At 66.2% G+C, this 20,149-nt stretch carries 19 protein-coding genes and 5 pseudogenes; 14 read left to right on the top strand and 10 right to left on the bottom strand.

What is annotated here, in order from left to right; translation table 11 throughout:
• The first annotated feature begins 137 nt into the window (after positions 1 to 137).
• Complete coding sequence (locus D9V36_RS07535; protein ID WP_129293080.1) at positions 138 to 521, top strand: hypothetical protein; 384 nt, start codon at positions 138 to 140, stop codon at positions 519 to 521.
• Positions 522 to 697: 176 nt separating this feature from the next.
• On the opposite strand, the pseudogene ccrA reads toward D9V36_RS07535, so the two are convergent.
• Positions 698 to 2,020: pseudogene (gene ccrA, locus D9V36_RS07530) on the bottom strand (crotonyl-CoA carboxylase/reductase).
• Between the two features lie 280 nt (positions 2,021 to 2,300).
• Between ccrA and D9V36_RS07525 the strand changes: the two are divergent.
• Both D9V36_RS07525 and D9V36_RS07520 read left to right on the top strand, forming a co-directional pair.
• Positions 2,301 to 3,065 (top strand): thioesterase II family protein, encoded by a 765-nt coding sequence (locus D9V36_RS07525; protein ID WP_129293079.1) that lies wholly within the window; start codon positions 2,301 to 2,303, stop codon positions 3,063 to 3,065.
• Between the two features lie 300 nt (positions 3,066 to 3,365).
• Positions 3,366 to 3,674, top strand: a complete 309-nt coding sequence (locus D9V36_RS07520; RefSeq protein ID WP_129293078.1) for a hypothetical protein — start codon at positions 3,366 to 3,368, stop codon at positions 3,672 to 3,674.
• A 10-nt stretch (positions 3,675 to 3,684) separates the two neighbouring features.
• Here D9V36_RS07520 and rfbB read toward each other — a convergent pair whose 3' ends face one another.
• The 4 genes and pseudogenes from rfbB to D9V36_RS07500 all read right to left on the bottom strand — a co-directional run.
• The gene (rfbB, locus tag D9V36_RS07515) at positions 3,685 to 4,662 is read right to left on the bottom strand and encodes a dTDP-glucose 4,6-dehydratase (protein ID WP_129293077.1); all 978 of its coding nucleotides are present in this window, start codon (positions 4,660 to 4,662) and stop codon (positions 3,685 to 3,687) included.
• Entirely contained in the window at positions 4,659 to 5,726 is a 1,068-nt protein-coding gene (locus D9V36_RS07510; RefSeq protein ID WP_129293076.1) for a glucose-1-phosphate thymidylyltransferase, read from the bottom strand. The genes rfbB and D9V36_RS07510 overlap by 4 nt, the downstream gene beginning before the upstream one ends.
• 584 nt (positions 5,727 to 6,310) lie before the next feature.
• Positions 6,311 to 7,263 (bottom strand): annotated as a pseudogene (locus tag D9V36_RS07505) (IS481 family transposase).
• 105 nt (positions 7,264 to 7,368) lie between these two features.
• Positions 7,369 to 7,578: pseudogene (locus tag D9V36_RS07500) on the bottom strand (helix-turn-helix domain-containing protein); the annotation flags it as partial.
• 176 nt (positions 7,579 to 7,754) lie between these two features.
• On the opposite strand from D9V36_RS07500, the gene D9V36_RS07495 reads away from it, so the two are divergent.
• Positions 7,755 to 8,210, top strand: coding sequence for a hypothetical protein (locus D9V36_RS07495; RefSeq protein WP_129293075.1), 456 nt, complete (start codon positions 7,755 to 7,757; stop codon positions 8,208 to 8,210).
• Between the two features lie 153 nt (positions 8,211 to 8,363).
• Entirely contained in the window at positions 8,364 to 8,675 is a 312-nt protein-coding gene (locus tag D9V36_RS07490; RefSeq protein WP_129293074.1) for a hypothetical protein, read from the top strand.
• 451 nt (positions 8,676 to 9,126) lie between these two features.
• Here D9V36_RS07490 and D9V36_RS07485 read toward each other — a convergent pair whose 3' ends face one another.
• Together D9V36_RS07485 and D9V36_RS40745 are read right to left on the bottom strand one after the other, a co-directional pair.
• On the bottom strand, positions 9,127 to 9,948 hold the full coding sequence (locus D9V36_RS07485) for an AfsR/SARP family transcriptional regulator (protein ID WP_129293073.1): 822 nt from the start codon (positions 9,946 to 9,948) through the stop codon (positions 9,127 to 9,129).
• 668 nt (positions 9,949 to 10,616) lie between these two features.
• Positions 10,617 to 10,763 (bottom strand): hypothetical protein, encoded by a 147-nt coding sequence (locus tag D9V36_RS40745; RefSeq protein ID WP_164992900.1) that lies wholly within the window; start codon positions 10,761 to 10,763, stop codon positions 10,617 to 10,619.
• Between the two features lie 141 nt (positions 10,764 to 10,904).
• Between D9V36_RS40745 and D9V36_RS07475 the strand changes: the two are divergent.
• The 5 genes and pseudogenes from D9V36_RS07475 to D9V36_RS41825 form a co-directional block, all read left to right on the top strand.
• Positions 10,905 to 11,857: pseudogene (locus D9V36_RS07475) on the top strand (IS481 family transposase).
• 147 nt (positions 11,858 to 12,004) lie between these two features.
• Entirely contained in the window at positions 12,005 to 12,376 is a 372-nt protein-coding gene (locus tag D9V36_RS07470; protein WP_241720749.1) for a peptidoglycan-binding domain-containing protein, read from the top strand.
• Between the two features lie 89 nt (positions 12,377 to 12,465).
• Positions 12,466 to 12,663 (top strand): helix-turn-helix domain-containing protein, encoded by a 198-nt coding sequence (locus tag D9V36_RS41830; protein WP_241721277.1) that lies wholly within the window; start codon positions 12,466 to 12,468, stop codon positions 12,661 to 12,663.
• The gene (locus D9V36_RS43005) at positions 12,660 to 13,076 is read left to right on the top strand and encodes a DUF2690 domain-containing protein (protein WP_431357651.1); all 417 of its coding nucleotides are present in this window, start codon (positions 12,660 to 12,662) and stop codon (positions 13,074 to 13,076) included. The genes D9V36_RS41830 and D9V36_RS43005 overlap by 4 nt, the downstream gene beginning before the upstream one ends.
• Positions 13,077 to 13,285: 209 nt before the next feature.
• Positions 13,286 to 13,572 (top strand): annotated as a pseudogene (locus D9V36_RS41825) (IS701 family transposase); the annotation flags it as partial.
• Between the two features lie 708 nt (positions 13,573 to 14,280).
• Here the strand turns inward: D9V36_RS41825 and D9V36_RS07455 are convergent.
• Entirely contained in the window at positions 14,281 to 14,466 is a 186-nt protein-coding gene (locus D9V36_RS07455) for a hypothetical protein (RefSeq protein WP_129293071.1), read from the bottom strand.
• 92 nt (positions 14,467 to 14,558) lie between these two features.
• Between D9V36_RS07455 and mycP the strand changes: the two genes are divergently transcribed.
• Positions 14,559 to 15,779: a type VII secretion-associated serine protease mycosin gene (gene mycP, locus D9V36_RS07450; RefSeq protein WP_241721276.1), complete on the top strand. Its 1,221-nt coding sequence runs from the start codon at positions 14,559 to 14,561 to the stop codon at positions 15,777 to 15,779.
• Positions 15,780 to 15,835: 56 nt separating this feature from the next.
• On the opposite strand, the gene D9V36_RS40740 is transcribed toward mycP, so the two are convergent.
• A complete protein-coding gene (locus D9V36_RS40740) occupies positions 15,836 to 15,988 on the bottom strand; it encodes a hypothetical protein (protein WP_164992844.1) in 153 nt (50 codons plus the stop codon).
• A gap of 249 nt (positions 15,989 to 16,237) precedes the next feature.
• Here D9V36_RS40740 and D9V36_RS41820 point away from each other — a divergent pair, with 249 nt between their 5' ends.
• Positions 16,238 to 16,504 (top strand): hypothetical protein, encoded by a 267-nt coding sequence (locus D9V36_RS41820; protein ID WP_241720748.1) that lies wholly within the window; start codon positions 16,238 to 16,240, stop codon positions 16,502 to 16,504.
• 74 nt (positions 16,505 to 16,578) lie between these two features.
• On the opposite strand, the gene D9V36_RS07440 is transcribed toward D9V36_RS41820, so the two are convergent.
• The gene (locus D9V36_RS07440; protein ID WP_129293069.1) at positions 16,579 to 17,034 is read right to left on the bottom strand and encodes a DUF5946 family protein; all 456 of its coding nucleotides are present in this window, start codon (positions 17,032 to 17,034) and stop codon (positions 16,579 to 16,581) included.
• A 581-nt stretch (positions 17,035 to 17,615) separates the two neighbouring features.
• On the opposite strand from D9V36_RS07440, the gene D9V36_RS07435 reads away from it, so the two are divergent.
• Together D9V36_RS07435 and D9V36_RS07430 are read left to right on the top strand one after the other, a co-directional pair.
• Positions 17,616 to 18,521 (top strand): phosphotransferase enzyme family protein, encoded by a 906-nt coding sequence (locus D9V36_RS07435; protein ID WP_241720747.1) that lies wholly within the window; start codon positions 17,616 to 17,618, stop codon positions 18,519 to 18,521.
• Positions 18,496 to 19,980: a hypothetical protein gene (locus D9V36_RS07430; RefSeq protein WP_241720746.1), complete on the top strand. Its 1,485-nt coding sequence runs from the start codon at positions 18,496 to 18,498 to the stop codon at positions 19,978 to 19,980. Before D9V36_RS07435 ends, D9V36_RS07430 begins: the two co-directional genes overlap by 26 nt.
• Positions 19,981 to 20,149 lie beyond the last annotated feature (169 nt).

Below are 20,149 nucleotides of genomic sequence, written 5' to 3'. Positions count from 1 at the left end.
TATTCCTCACCCCCTAACTCTAATAGGGGTCCGGATTCCTTGAACAGGGGTGGTCAACGCTTCGTCGTTCGGCGAAAGTTGCCCATGCAAGCGAAAGTCGCAGCGAATTTACTGCACAAAATAACGGAGGATTCGTAATGAAGATCGTTTCCCGCGTCGCCATCGCCGGCGCCGGCGCCGTCGCCGCCGCCGCCATGCTGGCCGGCCCCGCGCTCGCCGCCCCGGCGCAGGCCCCGAAGCAGGCCGCGGCCGCCAGCTCCTGCCAGGCGTCGACCTCGGGCAACACGGTCAACGGCAACTGCTCGGTCTCCACCCCGTTCGGCACCTTCGGTGCGGTCTTCTCCGGCACCTTCGGCTCCGACGGCTACGGCTCCGGCAAGATCACCCTCAAGGGCGGCGCCATTGGCAGCGTCAACGGCACCTGGACCGGCGGTCCGTTCACCGGCGGTCCGGCCACCATTAAGTACACCGTCCAGACCCCGCTCGGCCCGGTCAGCGGTTCGGTTCCGGTGAACATCTGAGCCGTACTCACCTGCTGAGTCGGGCCGGAGCGGTCTGACGGACCCCTCCGAACGCGGCGAGTGGCCGGCCCCCCACGGGGGTCGGCCACTCGCTCGTGTCGCAAGGACGGGGTGCGGAGGGCACCCGGTGTTCGGGGCGGTGGAGCGCCCCGAACACCGGAAGGGCCGATGCCGGCTCAGTCCTCCTGCGGCAGTCGGAAGCGGTTGATCGCCTCCACATGCCTCTCCCGGAACTCCGGGTCCCGGACCCCGAGCCCCTCCTCGGGAGCCAGGCACAGCACTCCCACCTTGCCCTGGTGCAGATTGCGATGAACGTCATACGCCGCCTGCCCGGTCTCTTCCAGGCGGTACGTCCGGGACAGCGTCGGGTGGATCCTGCCCTTGACGACCAGGCGGTTGGCCTCCCAGGCCTCGCGGTAGTTGGCGAAGTGCGAGCCCACGATCTTCTTGAGGGACATCCACAGGTATCGGTTGTCGTACTCGTGCTTGTACCCGGACGTCGACGCGCAGGTGACGATCGTCCCGCCCTTGCGGGTCACGTACACGCTCGCGCCGAAGGTCTCCCGGCCCGGGTGCTCAAAGACGATATCGACGTCCTCGCCGCCCGTCAGCTCGCGGATGTGCTTGCCGAACCGCTTTCACTCCCGAGGGTCCTGCGTATCCTCGTCCTTCCAGAACCGGTAGCCCTTGGCGTTCCGGTCGATGATCGCCTCGGCGCCCATCGACCGGCAGATGCCGGCCTTCCGCTCGCTGGAGACGACACAGACCGGGTTCGCTCCGCCCGCGAGCGCCAACTGTGTGGCGTACGAGCCGAGTCCGCCGCTCGCACCCCAGATCAGCACGTTGTCGCCCTGCTTCATCCCAGCGCCGTTGCGGGAGACCAGCTGCCGGTACGCGGTCGAGTTGACCAGCCCGGGCGCGGCTGCCTCCTCCCAACTCAAGTGGCCCGACTTCGGCATGAGTTGGTTGGAATTCACCAGTGCGATCTCCGCGAGCCCGCCGAAGTTCGTCTCGAAGCCCCAGATGCGCTGCTCCGGGTCGAGCATCGTGTCGCCGTGGCCGTCGGCGGACTCCAGTTCCACGGACAGGCAGTGGGCGACGACCTCGTCGCCGGGCTGCCAGGCGTTTACGCCGGGGCCGGTACGCAGGACGACGCCCGCAAGGTCGGAGCCGATGACGTGGTACGGCAGGTCGTGCCGTTTGGCGAGCGGCGACAACTTCCCGTACCGCTCCAGGAATCCGAACGTCGGGAGGGGCTCGAAGATCGAACTCCATACGGAATTGTAGTTGACCGAACTGGACATGACGGCGACGAGAGCCTCACCGGGCCCCAGTTCCGGCAGCGGCACCTCCTCGACGTGTAGGGACTTGCGCGGATCCTTGTCCCGGGTGGCGAGGCCCTCGAACATGTCGCACTCGTCCTTGTGCACCGTCACGGCACGGTAGGACTCGGGCAGCGGCAGAGCGGTGAAGTCCGCGGACGTGGCATCTGCCGACAATCTCTTTCATGGGGGTGGCCTCCGGAAGGGGGCGCCGGTACGGGAGCAGCGGCGTGGGCTCGGCATGCATCCGACCGACCGTAGAGCGGACCCGCTGCACAAGGAGCCCCTACTCCCTTCCGATAGGCCCCAGAAAGCTGGGTAGAGCCCCTCAACCACCCCTTTTTGGCAGGGGAGTTAAGGGGATGCTAGGGGTGGAAGGGGACCCGGTGCCCGCCTATCGTCGGCCAAGTGCTCTTGCCTGAAAAGGGGCAGCTTCGAGGAAGGAATGGCCTTTGTCGTGACCGACAAGAACGAGGACAACGAGCTGTGGATACGACGGTTCAATCCGCGAGACGAAAGTAAGCTCAGGCTTGTCTGCCTGCCGCACGCGGGCGGCTCCGCGAGCTTCTACCACCCGATGGCAAGCGCGGTCCCGCTCCCTGTCGATGTGCTGGCAGTCCAGTACCCCGGCCGTCAGGACCGTCGTACGGAACCTGGCATCACCAGTATCCAGGCCCTGGCCGACGAGGTCACCGAGGCGCTGGAGCCGTGGACCGACCAGCCCCTGGCCCTGTTCGGCCACAGTATGGGGGCCACCCTCGCCTTCGAGGTGGCCCGCCGTCTGGAGAGCCGGCACGGTGTCGTTCCGGCCGCGCTGTTCGCCTCGGGCCGCCGCGCCCCGTCGCGGCCGAGGAATGAATCCGTCCACCGTCTCGGTGACGACGGCCTCATCGCCGAACTGAAGGCCCTGAGCGGCACCGACTCCCAGGTGCTCGGCGACGAGGAAGTCCTGCGAATGGTGCTGCCCGCCATCCGCACCGACTACCGGGCGGCTGAGACGTATGTCTACGAGCCGGGCGAGAAGCTGCACTGCCCGGTGATCGGCCTGGTCGGTGATGGCGACCCCAAGGTGACGGTGGGCGAGGCCCGTTCGTGGGGCGATCACACGGAGGGGCCGTTCAATTTCCATACCTTCGGCGGTGGTCACTTCTACCTGCTGAACCACCGGACCGAGATCATTAAGATTATCTCGGACCACCTGCTCGGTGCATGCGTTGACTGACGGATGCCGCATGGTTCCACCACATGCCGAGGTCCGGCATCCGCCCGCTATGTTCTTCGCGGTTCCGCACGAGGCAGCCGGGGTCCGGTCCCATGACCGCTGCCCCAGTCGAGGCGGTGATCTGGCGGGTGGTGTGACCGCGCCCGAGGGAGCCGCTGGAGAGGCTGTCGAGAGGTCCGATCACTGCCCCGGCCTGGCGCACGCCGAGCTGCTCGCGGGCGGCAGGTCTGCATGCCGTGGATACGTGTACGGCACGGACGCTTCGGCCGGCACGGCATGAACTCCGCTCGGGAGGTTGCGTTGTACGACACCGAAGACGTCGGCGGCTCCCGCGCGCACAGGGACTCGGCGACCCTCCGGCTCCAGAGCCTGCCGCAGCCCCGCCCCCGGAGCCCGCTGCGGCAGAGAGGGGGCCACCCCAAACCCCAGCAGCCCCCACCGCCCTGCCGGCCCCAGGCACTACGAGCCGTCCGTGGCTGGCTGACGCCCTGGACCACTCTGCAACGCTACTGGCAGGCATGGTCAACCAAGCCCCTGCCCACCGAACTCCAAGCCCTGCTCAACGCCCTCGACACCGGCAGATCTCTCGATCTCTACCGCCTCGTTTAACAACCCACGGTTAGGTGGTGGCCGCCTGCAACGGCTCCCACCACGCCCGGTTGTCCCGGTACCAGGCCACGGTCTCCTCGAGTCCGCTTTCCAGCGAGTGCCGGGGCATCCACCCCAACTCCTCGCGGATCTTGCGGGAGTCCACGGAGTACCGCAGATCGTGCCCCTTGCGGTCTGCCACGCGGACGACTCGGTCCCAGCCCGCGTCGCAGGCGCCAAGGAGACGCTCCGTCAGCTGACGGTTTGTCAACTCGGTTCCCCCGCCGATGTTGTAGACCTCACCTGCACGCCCGTCGCATAGGACGGCGGCCAGCGCCCGGGTGTGGTCCTCGACGTGCAACCAGTCTCGGACGTGGCTCCCGTCCCCGTAAAGCGGAACGTCGTCCCCGTCCAGCAGGCGCGTGGTGAACAGCGGGATGATCTTCTCCGGAAACTGATACGATCCGTAGTTGTTCGAACACCGCGTGACCCGCACGTCCAGCCCGTATGTCCGGTGGTAGGCGAGCGCAATCAGGTCGGAGGACGCTTTGGACGCGGAATAGGGGGAGTTCGGCGCCAACGGATGCTCCTCTGTCCAGGACCCTGCCGGTACCGACCCGTAGACCTCGTCGGTGGACACATGCAGGAAGGTTCGTAGCCCGTGCCGCCGTGCCGCGTCGAGCAGCGTCTGGGTGCCGAGCACGTTCGTCGAGACGAAGTCGGCGGCGCTGTCGATAGACCGGTCCACGTGCGACTCCGCGGCGAAGTGCACCACCGCGTCCGCCTCCGCCACCACGGCTCCGGCCAGCCCTGTGTCACGGATGTCCCCGTGCACGAACGTCAGCCGGGGGTCGTTCTCCACCGGTGCCAGATTGGTCAGGTTCCCGGCATATGTGAGGGCATCGAGCACCGTGACGCCGGTGACCCGCACCGGGGCCTCGGGGCCGAGCAACAGGCGGACGAAGCATGAACCGATGAAGCCGGCTCCGCCCGTGACAAGAATTCTCATGGCGTGATCTGCACCTTGCTGTGGTCACCCACGACGAAACGATGGGCCCGGGGCGTCCGCCCGGCATGGGTGACATGACTCTGCCTGCCGATCAGAGAGGCCTCGATCCGGCCTACGCCCTCGATGGCGGCCCCCTCCAGAATGATCGAGAACTCGACCTCGCTGCCGTTGATCACACAGTTCTCGGCCACCGAAGTCGAAGGCCCCACATAGGAGTTGACGATGGAGGCCCTCGCACCGATGATGACCGGCCCAACGATCCGGGAGCCCGAGACACTGGCGCCCCGCTCCACACGCACTCGGCCGATGATCTCGCTGTCCGCGTCTACCTTTCCGTCGATGCACCGTTCCAGGCCCTCCAGCACGGTCCGGTTGACCTCCAGCATGTCGGACACGTTCCCGGTGTCTTTCCAGTAGCCCGTGATCAGCGTGGACCGGACCTGGCGGCCCTGCTCGACGAGCCACTGCAGGGCATCGGTGATCTCCAGCTCCCCGCGTGCGGACGGCTCGATGGCCCGGACCGCCTCGTGCACCACCGACGTGAACAGGAAGACCCCGGCCACTGCCAGGTCGCTGACCGGATGTGTGGGCTTCTCCTCGATGCGTACGACCTGCCCGCTGTCGTCCAGCTCGGCCACGCCGAACGCGCGGGGGTCCTCCACCCGCGTCAGTACCAGGCCAGCATCGGGCCGCTCCTCGCGGAAGCCCTCCACCAGTTCGTCGATGCCGCCGACGATGAAGTTGTCGCCCAGGTACATGACGAAGTCGTCGTCGCCCAGATAGTCACGGGCCACCAGAACTGCATGAGCTAGACCGAGAGGTTGGTCCTGCGGGATGTACGTGACGTTCGCGCCGAAGGCACTCCCGTCTCCGACGGCTGCGCGGATCTCGTCCGCCGTGTAGCCCACGATGATCCCGATATCCGTGATTCCGGCGGCGACCAGCGACTCGATGCTGTAGAAGAGCACGGGCTTGTTCGCAACCGGGACCAGTTGTTTCGGAGCGGTATGGGTGATGGGCAGCAGTCTGCTGCCCTTGCCGCCTGCGAGTACGAGAGCTTTCATTCGTGTGATGTCCTCGCGCTGCCTCAGCCCCCACGGATATCGGGACAGTAAATGCTCGGGCCGCGACGGGGGATGACACGGCCCGAGCCTCAACCAGGCCCCACGCCGTGCCGGACGGGCCTTCGAAGACCGGCACCACGACGAGCCACCCCGCAAGCTACGCATTCTCCGCCCTTGGGCGAACCCCTATCACCCCCACCTCGCCACCCCTGTACGACACGGTATACAGGGTGACGAGACCCCCCACCATCTGGAGTGCGGGCGACGAAGCGGCATTGCACCGGTCGGGCGGACCGGCGGGGCCGCTGCGGAATGCCCTGCGGGCCTCGGGCCCTGCTGCAGGCGCTCGACCTCTGCACGCAGGTCGCGCAGGAAGCCGGGACTGTGTTGGGGGGAGAACTCGGACAGGCTGTTGACGGCGAACAGCCTCTGGGCGCCGTAGCGCTCACCGCTCTCGATTCGACGGCCTCCCGGCCCTGCTGACGGGAAAGATGACCGACCTGCGCGCCGTGGGGTGTCCCCGCCGAGAAGACGGCTGCCTTGTGCGCCGAGGTGGACGTCACGTTCCACACCGTGGCGACGCCCTAGGTGTATTGCCTTGTGAGGTTGGGGACGCGGCTGGCGGGTGGTTGGCCTTTCAGGGCGGTGTGTCCGCGGTGGTGATTGTAGGTGTGCAGCCAGCCGGGGAAGGCGTCTCGTCGTTCCTGCTCGGAGCGGTAGGGCCGGGCGTATGCCCATTCGTCGAGCAGGGTGCGGTTGAAGCGTTCAACTTTGCCGTTGGTCTGCGGCCGGTAGGGCCGGGTTCGCTTGTGGGTGATCCCGGCATCCGCCAGCGTGTCGCGCCAGTTGTGTGAGCGGTAGCAGGAGCCGTTGTCGGTCAGGACCCGCTCGACGGTGATCCCGGCCTGGGCGAAGAAGGCGTGGGCCCGTTTCCAGAAGCCGGTGGCGGTTTCCTTCTTCTCGTCGGGGTGGATCTCGCTGTAGGCCAGGCGGGAGTGGTCGTCGACGGCCGTGTGCAGGTAGCTGTAGCCGGTGCCCGAGCGGGTCTTGCGGCCGGCCTGGCGGCCGAGGACCTTGTGGCCGCCGCCATCGGGGATATTGCCGAGCTTTTTGATGTCGACGTGCACGAGCTCGCCTGGGCGATCGCGTTCGTAGCGGCGTATGGGCCGGCTGGTGGCCCGGTCCTGATGTGCCAGGCGGGCCAGACCGTAGCGGGTCAGCACCCGGTGCACGGTCGAGGGCACCAGGTGTAGCAGGTGTGCGATGCGGGCTGGTCCCCAGCGGCGCAGGATGCGGACCTTGATGATGCGCCGTTCGGTGCGGGTCGGGGTGCGGCGCGGACTCGTGTGCGGGCGGGAGGACAGGTCCCTCATACCGGCCTCGCCGTGCGTGCGGTAGCGGCCTGCCCACCGCTGGGCGGTGGTGGGAGAGACCTGGAAGCGTTCGGCGGCCCGCCGCAGGGGCCAGCCGTCCTCGACCACGCAGCGGCCAGGCGCAACCGTCCGGTCTCGGTCAGGGGTGCATTACGGTGGGGCACGAGGGCCTTTCTGTTGGTGTAGACGTCGCAATCCACACCGAACCGAAAGGCCCTCACCTGTTCAAGATCCCTCAGCCGAGACCTGCCTCACCTGTCCACAACCTCCCCGGACAGAACACCTAGCTCCTCCACCGCCTGCCGCGGCGGTAGCACCTTTCCGTTGAGATAGCGCTCCCAGGAGGCGCGGCTGTAGCCCGTCTTGGTCTGCAGCGCCGACAGGCTCAGCCCGCTGTGATCCTTGAGTCCGCGCAGTTGAACAACGAGTCTCCGCACTCGCTCATCAAGCGAATCGGGCAATTCCTTCCAGCGTTGCATGTTCCACCCCATACCATCCAACGATCTGGTCGAGCATCAGAATCATCTGGTCTTGGGTACCAGGCCGCAGGTGGCCTTTCGGTCAGCTTGCCCCTGCTTGTCCACCCGTCCCCCACCGTGTCCCGGCCCGTCTCACACACAGCAGCATCCCAGCAGGTCAGCACGTGGGATGTCCCATGAAGCCCTCAATCCAATGCCGTTCCTGGCAGCCGGACACCGATCCCCTGCAATCTCAATGGTGCAAGCCGGGCGGCGCGGTCCACCCCGCGCCGCCCTCACCTCTACGAGAGTGGGCATATCCCATGAACCTTCTGTGCAAGCAACTGGCCGTGGTGAGCACGGCCGTAACGGCAGCCATCGGCGGCTTCATCATCGTCGCACCGGCTGCCCAAGCAGCCGGTGACAGCGCAGCAGCGGGTGGCACCGCGCCCGCCTGCATCAATCGCATGGTGGACGGCACTCCCGACGGCTTCTCCGTCTACCTCAGCAACCACTGCGGCAAAACCATGCGGGTGAAGGTGATCGTGAACTCCGGTGGCGACAGTTCGTGCTTCACGATGTCGGCCGGTTCAGACCGGTTGTGGTACTACACAGGCGTCTTCGGTCAGTACGGACGAACCGTCACCTGTTGAGAACAGAGGCTGGATCACCAGTCGACCGCAGGTCGGCCGGCATCGCAGAAGGAAAGTCACCCGCGGCGCCGGCTCCCGCACCACCTCGCCGGTGATGCAAGTCGGGCGGCGCGGTCCACCCCGCGCCGCCCCCACCACTACAAGGAGGACCTGATGAACTCTCTGCTGTCCCGAACGGCGATCAGCACTGCCATCGGAGCGTGTCTTCTCTTCACCAGCGCCACCGCCGCGCCTGCGGACACCGTCGCCCATCAGACGAGCGCTGGCGGTACTGCGCCCGCCTGCATCGGCCGCGCCGCGTCTGATCTGGGAGGTTTCGTATACGTATCAAACAACTGCGGGAAAACGATGCGAGTCAAGGTCATCATCGATTTCGGACCTGACTCGCCTTGTTGGACGCTGGCGCCGGGGCAAGAACGACGCCACAACTACTACGGGTCCTACGGCAAGACCGTCACCTGCTGATGCCTGCCAGTTGGATTCGTGCAGGCCCTGGTGTCCTCATACTCCAGCAGGTGGGGGTGAAGTGCAGGTGAAACCGGGGGTGGGCGTCCAGCCACTGCTGCGACACGAGGCCAGACGCACGTGTGCCCGAGGGGGGCACTTGAAGCATATGCACATGCCGGCCAGCTTCGGGAAGCTGCATCTGCCGTAGCCGTCGGTTGGAAACCTGGGCAAGGCACAAGACGAATGAGGGGAAGGGGCGTGGTCGGTGGGTCTCCCCATCACGACCGTGGTCGAGATACCCAGGCATCGCCAACAGGTCGCGGATAGACCCTACAACTGAGACGGATAGGCCCTACACCCAGGGTAGTTCCAGGGCCAGCTCCTCTTCGCCACCGCACAGGGGATGCGCCGGCCCTTCGACCTGATGTGCCGTCACACATGGGACGCGCGACCGCCGTCACCACACCTGTCAGTTGATCACGGCCGTCGGCGACACCGGCGCGTACGGCGCACTCTCGGGCCCGGCCCGCAGAATCGTCTCCTGGAGCCGTCGGAGTCCACAGGAGGGCTCCAGGCCGAGTTCGCGGATCAGGGCGCGGCGCAGGCGCTGGTATACTTCTAGGGCTTCAATGCGCCGACCGGAGCGGTGTAGTGCCAGCATGAACTGACCATGCAGGGTCTCGTGGGTGCGATATCGGCTTACCAGCACGGTCAGTTCACCCAACAACTCGCGGTGCCGTCCCAATCGAAGGTCGGCCTCGATACGCTGGTTGATGGCACACAGTCGGGCCTCCTCCAACCTCCGGATCTCCACGACGAGCTGCGCCCCGGTCTGGACGTCAGCGAGCGCGACGCCGCTCCACAGCGAGAGCGCCTCCTCCAACTGCCGTGCAGCGCCGGGAAGGTCGTTCGCGTCCATGGCTCGATAGCCCATACCTGCGAGTCGTTCGAAGTCCCGGACGTCGCTGCTGCCGCCGGAGCTGTTAAGCAGGTAGCCACCGGGCATGGTCACGAGCACGTCCTTGGCGGTACGGGGCAGAGCACCCTCAGCATCCCTCACCAGGGCAGCGGTGATCAGCTCCCGCAGCTGCAGCACGTACTTCTGCAACGTGGCGCGCGCACTGCGCGGCGGCTTCTGCCCCCAGAGTTCTTCGATCAGCGCCGCTACCGGCACAGCCTGGTCGGCGCGCAGGGCCATCAGTGCCAGTACCTGCCGCGGCTTGGGTGCCGACGGCGTGATCGAGACTCCATTTTCCCGCACGGACAGTCCGCCTAATACAGAGATATCCACAACGCTCCCCCTACACGCGCAAGAGTGGTCAGCTCCCCCGGCCCCAGACAGGTCGGTCGCTTCTCCGCGCAGTGCCCAATGCTAACTAACCGTCGCGTCAAGAAGAAACCAGGCGTGCTGTTTTATTCTTACCAAGAGCGCGGCGCCTTCCGGGCGGAGGTCGCGGACTTCGAAGTGGTGGGCGGGGGCGTAGGGCACGGCGTGCAGCGGGTAGTACGGGCGTTCATCGGCCCACAATGTGGTAGCGGTGACGACGCCGTTGTCAGTCTGACGCCCGATACAAAAGTGGCTGGCTGCACGAACACCCAACCAACCAACTGCGCGGTTTGCATAGGGGTGTGACCACCGGCTTCTCACTCTGCGTAGGCTCTGTTGAGGGCGCTGCGCGGGGGTACTGGGGGGACTCACAACAGCGGGCGGTTGCCTGGCGGCCCAGACAGAAGTGGACGCTGTTCTCGAAGCTGAGCATTTCGCGATGATTGCTACACGGCAAATCAACCTCAGCGGTGGCGTCCTCGCCGTCATGGTCGGAATCCGACCCCGCGGCGCCGAAGTTGAGGAGAACCGCGTCCCCTTCTGGACGAACTCCCGCCGGCCGGGGCGGTCGGGCTGGACGGCGAGGGCGTTGCCCATCAGGTGAGGCGTGAGCTGCGCGCCTGCCGCGGTCATCAGGTTGAGCGTGCCCAGCAGTTCCTCATCGGTGAGAGCATCACTGCGGTCCCGCGGGCAGCGATCGGCGTGGCGGCGAGATCGTCGCCGGACTGCTCGGCGCGCTTGAGCGCGACCAGTTCGCCCAGCATCCCGAAGACCTTCATGAGGCTCAGGACGTCTCCCTAGGTGTTCTGTCCGGGGAGGTTGTGGACAGGTGAGGCAGGTCTCGGCTGAGGGATCTTGAACAGGTGAGGGCCTTTCGGTTCGGTGTGGATTGCGACGTCTACACCAACAGAAAGGCCCTCGTGCCCCACCGTAATGCACCCCTGACCGAGACCGGACGGTTGCGCCTGGCCGCTGCGTGGTCGAGGACGGCTGGCCCCTGCGGCGGGCCGCCGAACGCTTCCAGGTCTCTCCCACCACCGCCCAGCGGTGGGCAGGCCGCTACCGCACGCACGGCGAGGCCGGTATGAGGGACCTGTCCTCCCGCCCGCACACGAGTCCGCGCCGCACCCCGACCCGCACCGAACGGCGCATCATCAAGGTCCGCATCCTGCGCCGCTGGGGACCAGCCCGCATCGCACACCTGCTACACCTGGTGCCCTCGACCGTGCACCGGGTGCTGACCCGCTACGGTCTGGCCCGCCTGGCACATCAGGACCGGGCCACCAGCCGGCCCATACGCCGCTACGAACGCGATCGCCCAGGCGAGCTCGTGCACGTCGACATCAAAAAGCTCGGCAATATCCCCGATGGCGGCGGCCACAAGGTCCTCGGCCGCCAGGCCGGCCGCAAGACCCGCTCGGGCACCGGCTACAGCTACCTGCACACGGCCGTCGACGACCACTCCCGCCTGGCCTACAGCGAGATCCACCCCGACGAGAAGAAGGAAACCGCCACCGGCTTCTGGAAACGGGCCCACGCCTTCTTCGCCCAGGCCGGGATCACCGTCGAGCGGGTCCTGACCGACAACGGCTCCTGCTACCGCTCACACAACTGGCGCGACACGCTGGCGGATGCCGGGATCACCCACAAGCGAACCCGGCCCTACCGGCCGCAGACCAACGGCAAAGTTGAACGCTTCAACCGCACCCTGCTCGACGAATGGGCATACGCCCGGCCCTACCGCTCCGAGCAGGAACGACGAGACGCCTTCCCCGGCTGGCTGCACACCTACAATCACCACCGCGGACACACCGCCCTGAAAGGCCAACCACCCGCCAGCCGCGTCCCCAACCTCACAAGGCAATACACCTAGGGCGGGTCGTCGTTGCCGATCCGACACAGGGTTCTGGCGCTTCATGAAGTGGCTGAGGAGGCGTGGAAGCAGGAACCTGACGCATCGAAGACAGCAGATCCACCGAAGCCGCGGAGGACGCGGCGTTCGGCGTTGATCGGCGTCCTGGTGGCTGTGGTACTCGGTGGGCTGTTTGGCGGGTTGCTGGTCGTCGCGCCGTGGAGACACGGGGGTTCGACTTCCCCCTCTCGCGGGGCCTTCGCCTACAAGGCGGGCAAGACGTACCACTGTGTGGTCAAGCGCGAGGACGGGCGGCTGTATGCGGGCTACAGCACCACCAGCACTGCGCTGCTTTCCGGGCCTGTTTGGGATGTCGTGGAGGCCCAGTGCCTGCTGCGGTACCACGGGTTCGACCCAGGCGTTGTGGACGGCGCCTACGGGCCGAACACCACGCGGGCGGTCAAGCGCCTACAGAGCCAGGCCAGTCTGCCCGTCGACGGAGTCGTGGGCCCGCACACCTGGCAGGTACTGCGGAAGTGAGGGACACCGCACCGCCTTCTGGCCGATCCCCATATGCCACGCGGCTGGCCGAAGGGCTACGCGAGCTCAGGGCCCGCACGGGCTTGAGTATGGCCGCGCTGGCCGAGCGCACCGCGTACAGCAAGTCATCCTGGGAGCGCTACCTCAACGGCAAGCAGCTCGCCCCGCGTCAAGCCGTCGAGGCACTGTGCAAGGCCGCCGGAGAACCTGCTGGCGTCTGGTGGCGCTGTGGGAACTGGCCGACCTGGAATGGAGCGGACGAGCCTACAGGCCCACGCCCTCCATGATGGCCGCCCCGCCATCACACGACGAACGGCCGGGCGACCACGGCACACCCGGTCCGGCATACGGACGGAGCATCCGGTGGCATCGGGGGATCCTCGCCGCCACCTGCGCAGTCGGGCTCACAGCCGCGATCGGGGTGATGACCCTGCTCCATACGGCTACCGAGAACCCCACGAAGCTTGTGCCCTCCGCACCGCCTGCTCCCGGATGCCACGCCCAAGCGTGTGCAGGGTTCGGACCGACGGAGATGGGCTGCGTGATGCCCAGTCGAGAACAAACACTCCGCACGCAGAAACTCTCCACTGGAGCACGCCTGGAAGTCGTATACAGCAAGCAGTGCCGTGCCGCGTGGGCCCTGGTGGGGGTCGCGCAGGTCGGAGATACTCACTGTGTCCACTCCGGGTGGCGCACATGAGCGTGCCAGGGGCACGGACCAGTACGACGCGGACGGTCTCCTTGCCACGCCCATGATCGACGGCAGTGACCTCATTGGCCTCCAGGCATGCTTCATACCGGCAGGCGGGCGAGGGAAGTGTCTCCGCCTCTGAGCCGTGGTCGGAGTTGGTCTACAGCCGGCGGTGCCTCGCCAGTCGACGAAGACCGTGGTCACGAAGCCCTGAAGCTATTGCCCGCGTCCCCGGATGCCGCTGGAAAATCGAGGAGCGCTTCCAGAGCGTGAAGGACGAGTGCAGCCTGGACCAGTACGAGGTCCGCCGCTACGTGGGCTGGTACCGGCACATCACGCTCGCCTGCTCGCCCACACGTTCCTCGCGGTGATGGCCGTGCAGGAGCACGAAAAGGGGTGTCGAGGCCGACACCCCCCGATCTCGTGGACCGCACCCCAGCCGAAAATCCTCGTCTGCAGGCAGCTCACCCCCGTCGCCACCCTGCACGCCGCGACCACACAATGAACTGGTCCCGCTGGCGGCGTCGCCACCAGCGCGCGCCCGACACTGCCACTGCATGCGACGCGGGCACACGTTGGCGGGACCGCCGGCCCAGGACCGTCCCGCCCATGCCGAACCCCTGCTACACCCCCTACCGCCAGGCCGTTGACCAGGATAAATATAGAAGTCCGGCTGGAGTGCCAAGCACTTGGCAGAGCAGGTTCGAGGCCTGCCGAGAACACGAAACCGCTGTTACGGCAATTGCAATTCACCCCGCATCACCGGCATGTGCGTATGGTTCAAGTCCCCCCTCGGACACGTAGCTAACACATGAGCGGGCTGCGACCGTAAGGTCGCAGCCCGCTCATGTGTGTCTCGCCTCGCGCCACCGCATCAGGGTTTTCGCGGGTCCAGCGCCACCGCACCCGGACGGCGCTCTGTTTGCGATGCCGCATCGAGGTCATCGTCGCCCTTCTCGCATGGGCGTGCCGCGCGCGGTCGACGCGCCGCCGGCGCCCGCCGCCGCTGGCACCCGGGCATACGCACACGCTTGCCACGGCGGTTAGGACGAGGCCGGTGCGAATGAACAGCAGAAGCAGTGATGCGGTGACAAACAGGAGTGGAAGCATTCCGGAGACCTCCATTGTGATCGCGGCCGGGAACGCGACCACCGAACCGTGGTGCTCATGAAGAGCGGAACCCGCTGGTCAAGAGGTCGTTGGGCAAAGCTGCTCATACCGTCTGCGGTAATGCCGACGGGCCGGCGGTGCCGGGTCCCGTCTCCAACTGCTGGTGCCGGCCGAGCGACACATTGGCTGCTTCGCTGCGGTCCTCCCGGTCGGGGGCCTCGACATCGACGCTCAGACCCCCGACGGGGCTCTTGGCCGGTTGCGGTGTCTGCAGCAGGTGGATAAACACTTGGCTTCTGAGGATGCTGGTGACCCTGACGGGCCAGGACTGGTCAACCATCAGGCAGAGCCGGATAGTTCGGAAGGAAGCGGCGGGGCGTGATGTTCAAGCGATGGATGAGAGCGACGTGCGGGACGGCGCTGCTGTGCGCGGTCAGCAGCGTACAGCTGGCACCTCCGGCTGGCGCGGATTCCATTCGCGATCACCAGTGGGCCTTGTCCGCATTCGATGCGGATGCGATGGAGAAGGTATCCACGGGCCGCGGGGTGACCGTCGCCGTCGTCGACACCGGCGTCGACGGTACCCACCCCGATCTCGTAGGCAACGTACTGCCCGGAAAGGATTTCCTCTCAGGTGGCGGGCGGGCCGATCATGAAACGGACAATGTCCATGGCACTGCGATGGCCTCCTTGATCGCAGGCCATGGACATGGACCGCGCGACGCCGCAGGTATCAAGGGTCTGGCTCCCGACGCGAAGATCCTGCCACTGCGAGTCAATGTGGACGGCGAACTGCAATTCGGTTCCACCAAAGGGGTGGCGCAAGCCATCCGCTATGCCGTCGATCACGACGCGTCGGTCATTAACCTGTCCCTGGCCTCCCCCAACAGTGCCCCAGACCTGGAGGAGTCGGTGCGGTATGCGCAGCAAAAGGGCGCTGTGGTTGTCGCCGGCGCCGGGAACGACGGGGTGGGCAAGCCGAACTATCCTGCGAGTTTGCCAGGAGTGATCTCAGTTGGCGCCGTCGATTCGTCAGGAAGGATCTGGGAAAAGTCCAACTACGGGTCGAACAACTTGCTCGCGGCGCCGGGGGTGGACAATTATTCGGCGGGGTTGAATCACCAGTACCAGACCGAATCAGGAACCTCTGATGCCACGGCCTACGTATCGGCTGCGGCGGCGCTCCTCCGCTCGAAGTTCCCGAAGCTCACGGTTGGCCAGATCGCCAATCGTTTGGTGAAGACAGCCAAGTTGCCCGAGTCGATGAAGGGAACCCAGCTTCCCGACAAGCGCTACGGCTATGGCTTCATCCGGCCATACAGTGCCCTGACCGAGGACATCCCGGCCGGCCTGAAGAACGGACCGCTGCCTGCCCCATCAGCTTCCTCGTCCACAGCGACACTTTCCCCTTCTGACTCAGCAGCTCCGGATGCGTCTGCCGGCAAGGGCCGGTCCGCGTACGTCGTGTGGGGTGTCGTTGGTGCGGCAGCGCTGGGGCTCCTTGCGGGAGTAGCGGTGGTCGTCGTCAAACGCCGCCGTCCCGTCGTCCCGCCGGCATCTCCTTATAGTCGGCGGGCGTCCGGCCCCGACCTGAGGCAGTAGCCGACTCACCTTGGCAACCATCACCATCAAGCGCCCTCTGCGTGCGGCGCTCCCTGCTATTCCAAGGTCGACGTGCAGCTGAAGGCGCCTCCTGTACTGCCTGAGCGCCAGGGCGAGTCCGCTGTGCTGATGCTGCTGCCCATGGTGGCGATGGTCAGTAGCGCGGTGTACTTCTTCCTGCCCGGCTCACCGCCGTTCATGAGGATCATGGGCGGCATTCATGGTTGTCTCAGCTGCGGCTATGCGGGCTGCGCTATGCCGCCGCGCTCCCACAGACAGGCCAATGACCTCCACACCACGCACGATCACGCGGACGGCACTGCACGCTCCGCCGACCTGATCGCGGCCGTCGCGTCCCACTGGTCCGGCCCGATCTGCCCACCCGTGCGCATGCTTCCGGAACGCCTGCACGCCGACGCCCTCCCCAAGGCAAGCGAAACACCGACCTGGGATTCGCCGTGGGCCTCGATGAAACCGCGCTCGCGCCGGCCTACGTCAACTTCGACACCGATCCGCTCCTGGTCATCTATGGCGAGAGCGAGTCCGGGAAGACTGCGCTCCTTCGCCTGCTTACCCGGCGCCTCGCCGAACGGCATCAACCCCATGAAGCCCTGCTGGTCGTCGGCGACTACCGGCGTGCACTGCACGGCCATCTCCCCGAGAACCACGTACTGCACTACGCGCCTCGCTGCCTCACCGGCACCGGCCTGACCATGGATGGCTGACCGGCATCACTCATGTCACGTTCAGCATCCCAGGCAGGCTGTGGGCTCCTCCTCCTCGACGGGCCCACGGCCGGTCACGTGCTGCGGCTCCACGCGTCGACTGTGGCGGCGGCCCAGGCCCTGACGCGTTCCGTGAACTCTGCGGCGGGGAACGTCCCGTCGACAGCGACATCTTCGATCGTCACAGAGAAACGGGGCGGCGGCGCGTTCCGTTGCGGCAGTGCTGCCTCGCAGGCGACTCGTGAAGGCATGCCCGTCACGCGATGGGAGTTGCCACGACGAGCCCGACCGACAAGCCGATTCACTTCGCTGAGGCCGCCTTCGAGATAGGCGTGCAGGAGCGCCCATGCCATCGCACCGCCGTCAGCGGGAAGCCGACTGGGGTGCTGGAACAGGAAGCAAGAGACCGAGACGCCGTGCAGCGGCCCCCACGGTGCCTGCCGTTCATGGTCCAACGCGAGCAAGGCATGGAAAAGATCGCCACAGGATCGTGGGCCCACGGACACACCGCACTCCACGCAGGATTCCATGCCTTCTCCTTGACCGTCGAAGCGCAGCGTAGGACCTTCGCGACAGTCGCGCAGCTGATCCTGGATGGCACCGACATCACACATCCAAGCTCAGTAGTTCGGAACGGGACTCCGCGGGTTGGGTGATCGCATAGAGGCGACGAATCCTTTTGCCGTCGGCAGCGCCTTGACCAAGCGTGACCTTCATGAGAGTTGGTTCGCTCTTGCAGCGCGCCATCCCTCGGGTGGTGACAAAGGGGATTCAAACGGCCCCTCGCGCTGAGCCCCTACGGCCCGGAAGCTGCACATCCCCATAACCAGTTTCGCCTTCTGCAGAGACGAACGAGAATGGGCACGGTGGTTGTACAGGTCACGGTCGCCGACACGTGAGGGAGGTCGCAGCGTGCCCTGCGACCTCGATCCGCGCTAGGCACCGACGGCAACCTTGACGGTCAATCCCGCGCGCTACCAACCGTCTACGCGCCAAGCTCGCTGACGGCGAACGCGTACAGCATCCAGACAAACCTGCCCAGGCCAGCGTCAAGAGGCCTGCCGTGTAACGTCCTTGACAGGGCAGATCTGCGACCATGAGGCTTGGGAAGATGGACGCTGTCGTGAATGGCGAGGGTTTAACGCAAGCGAGCGCAGCACGGGCTCTGGCATCGGCATGCAGCCAAGTGGGGCTGGATTCTCAGCACGTTGATCTGCTGCGGCTGGGCGAGAACGCGATTTACGCGCTGCCGTCCGAGGGCGTCGTCGTTCGAGTGGCCCGGGCTGCTACCGAAGACATCAAGCGGAAGGTGGTCAAAGAGCTGGCGATCTCGCGTTGGCTCGCTTCCCAGGACTTCCCAGCTGTCCGGACCCGCGATGAACTACCGCAGCCAGTCCAGGCGGAAGGCAGGCTCGTTACGTTCTGGGAGTATGTGCCACCGGGCCAGGTCGACCCCGGCGTGGTCGATCTCGCCGGCCTCCTGCGTGACCTCCACGCGTTGCCCCGCCCTGACTTACCTCTTCCCGTACTCGATCCCTTCCCGATCATGCGGCGCCGTCTCGCGCTTGCCCAGGGAGTCCAACGGCAGGATGTCGAGTTCCTCGCCGAAGCGTGCGACCGCAGCGAATCGGCTTTCCGCAGCATCATGGCTGAGGATGCCGGAGGCCTGATCCACGGAGATGCCCACCGGGGGAATCTGCTGGCACGCGACGGTCAGGTGCTCCTCATCGACTACGAAGCGGTCGCGATCGGCCCCCGCGCCTGGGATCTCATCCCGACCGCTACGGCCGTCGACAGGTTCGGCCTGTCGCCCACCGACTACACCGCCTTCTGTCGAACGTACGACTGGGATGTCACCGACTGGCACGGATACGAGGCGCTTCGCACCGTGCGGGAGCTGGGCATGACCACCTGGCTGATGCAGAACGCCCATTCCGGTCCAGCAGCGGAAGAATTCGCCCTCCGCATGGACTCGCTACGGAAGGACGACCGTGAGCGGCGCTGGCACGCTCTCTGACGGGCAGAACCCGTTACCTTTCGATCCCTACGCCTCCAGGGAGAATCTGCGCCTGACAACCGTCTACGCGACCCCCTGGACCTATGACCCTGCCAAGGTTGGTCAGGCCGCGGGACGTCCAGGGGACGTCCTCAACCTGGGGCGGCTGGCGAGGTACTACAACACATCCGACCAGCAATTGCCACGGGTGCTCAGACATGAATCGCTCGACTGCTCCAGCCTTGCCTGTCAGCGCTGGTGCGTCGGTGAAGCGGTCTCAGCGCAGCTGTGGCACTTCCTTGTCCCCTCAGGCCAAGTAGTCGTCGCCCTGACCTTGGATGTACCCGGGACGTTCATCGAGGCCATCCCGCTGCTGGAGGACCTGTACTACGCCAGCGTCACCTGTGCAGGCCTGCCGCTTGAACAGCTCGCGGCGGACCGGATCGGCTGCGGCCCGAACGGTGACGGGACGGTTCCGGGGTTTCTGCCAGAACGGCATCAACTGGTCTTCCATAGCCTCGACACACCGGATCAGGCGCCGAACGACGACATCGTCCAGCGCGTCATCTACCGCACCGACCTGCCCTACCGCGCCGAACATAGCTCGATCCGCTACCCCGCCGAACTCAACCGGCGTCCTACCACTGTGGGCGCGCTGGGCCCGTATGTGAGCCTCCTCTGCGGCCACCAGGACTACGTCGAGAACTGCGTCCTGCTTTCCGCTGTGCAAGCCGTTGGCTCCGCAGCCCGCCTCCGCGAGATCCGTGCCGTCGCCTACACCTACGTGCACCGATTCCGACACCGCACGGCCGACCAAGGTAATGCACACGATCGACGCACCACGCTGGAGGAAATCTCCGACGGGCTGAGCCAACTCGAAGTCGAACTCAGCTACAGCGTCGAGGCCGGCGCGGAAATCGGCCTGCTCGTCCCCGCCCTACGCGTCGAGAGCTTCCACCAGGAACTGTTCGCCGCCATAGGAGTCACCGAACGCGCAGCTACCATCGGGCAGATGCTCAACCGGCTGGACAATGCCATCGCCGCAGAACTCACCTCGGTCGAAAGCATGGAACGACGCGCCGCCGACCGCCGCCGCGTGCGCACCGTCGTCGCCGTCACCTTCGTCACCACCGTCAGCGGAACCCTCAGCCTGCTCTTCGGCTTCTTCGGCATCAACGCCCGCCAAGTCGACGAACGCCGATCCATGTTCGACGGCCACTACACGCCGATCTACGCGCTGATCGTGACCATCCTCCTCTGCGCCTTCGCAATCTTCACCGGCATGCGTCTTCAGGAACGCTGGGAAGAACGCCGCGACCGAGGCAGAACCCGTACCTGGGAAGGCACGCACCGTCTCCTGGCCCGTGAGGCCGGCGCTGTCGTCCTCGACCCCGCAACACCGCCCTCTCCGCGCCAGCGTCTCCCTGGCTCTCGCCGTCCGGGTACCAGAACGCAGCCCTCACGCACCAGGCTCCACTGACACATCCGCCTGCCGCTCCGGCCTGTACCGCCACCATCATGCTTCGCCTTGTTCGCGCTGGCTACGACAAGGAGCTGTCAGGGCTCATCAATCGAACGGTGGGCCTGGCTCCGCGCCCCCGGTGCCCTGTTCGGCAAAGCGGAGGCCAGCCCCGTGGGGACCCGGTACG

The organism is Streptomyces lydicus (assembly GCF_004125265.1).
Taxonomy (GTDB): Bacteria; Actinomycetota; Actinomycetes; order Streptomycetales; family Streptomycetaceae; genus Streptomyces; species Streptomyces lydicus_C.
The sequence above is the reverse complement of the archived record's forward strand: the minus strand, read 5'-3'. Positions and strand labels throughout refer to the sequence as shown.

Bases quoted from the DNA above. Each gene is read 5' to 3' on its own strand.
- D9V36_RS07535 (WP_129293080.1), top strand. From the start codon at position 138: ATGAAGATCGTTTCCCGCGTCGCCATCGCCGGCGCCGGCGCCGTCGCC.
- rfbB (WP_129293077.1), bottom strand. From the start codon at position 4,662: ATGAGAATTCTTGTCACGGGCGGAGCCGGCTTCATCGGTTCATGCTTC.
- D9V36_RS07510 (WP_129293076.1), bottom strand. From the start codon at position 5,726: ATGAAAGCTCTCGTACTCGCAGGCGGCAAGGGCAGCAGACTGCTGCCC.
- D9V36_RS07495 (WP_129293075.1), top strand. From the start codon at position 7,755: ATGAAGCCCTCAATCCAATGCCGTTCCTGGCAGCCGGACACCGATCCC.
- D9V36_RS07490 (WP_129293074.1), top strand. From the start codon at position 8,364: ATGAACTCTCTGCTGTCCCGAACGGCGATCAGCACTGCCATCGGAGCG.
- D9V36_RS40745 (WP_164992900.1), bottom strand. From the start codon at position 10,763: ATGAAGGTCTTCGGGATGCTGGGCGAACTGGTCGCGCTCAAGCGCGCC.
- D9V36_RS41830 (WP_241721277.1), top strand. From the start codon at position 12,466: ATGGCCGCGCTGGCCGAGCGCACCGCGTACAGCAAGTCATCCTGGGAG.
- D9V36_RS43005 (WP_431357651.1), top strand. From the start codon at position 12,660: ATGATGGCCGCCCCGCCATCACACGACGAACGGCCGGGCGACCACGGC.
- mycP (WP_241721276.1), top strand. From the start codon at position 14,559: ATGTTCAAGCGATGGATGAGAGCGACGTGCGGGACGGCGCTGCTGTGC.
- D9V36_RS40740 (WP_164992844.1), bottom strand. From the start codon at position 15,988: ATGATCCTCATGAACGGCGGTGAGCCGGGCAGGAAGAAGTACACCGCG.
- D9V36_RS07440 (WP_129293069.1), bottom strand. From the start codon at position 17,034: ATGGAATCCTGCGTGGAGTGCGGTGTGTCCGTGGGCCCACGATCCTGT.
- D9V36_RS07435 (WP_241720747.1), top strand. From the start codon at position 17,616: ATGGACGCTGTCGTGAATGGCGAGGGTTTAACGCAAGCGAGCGCAGCA.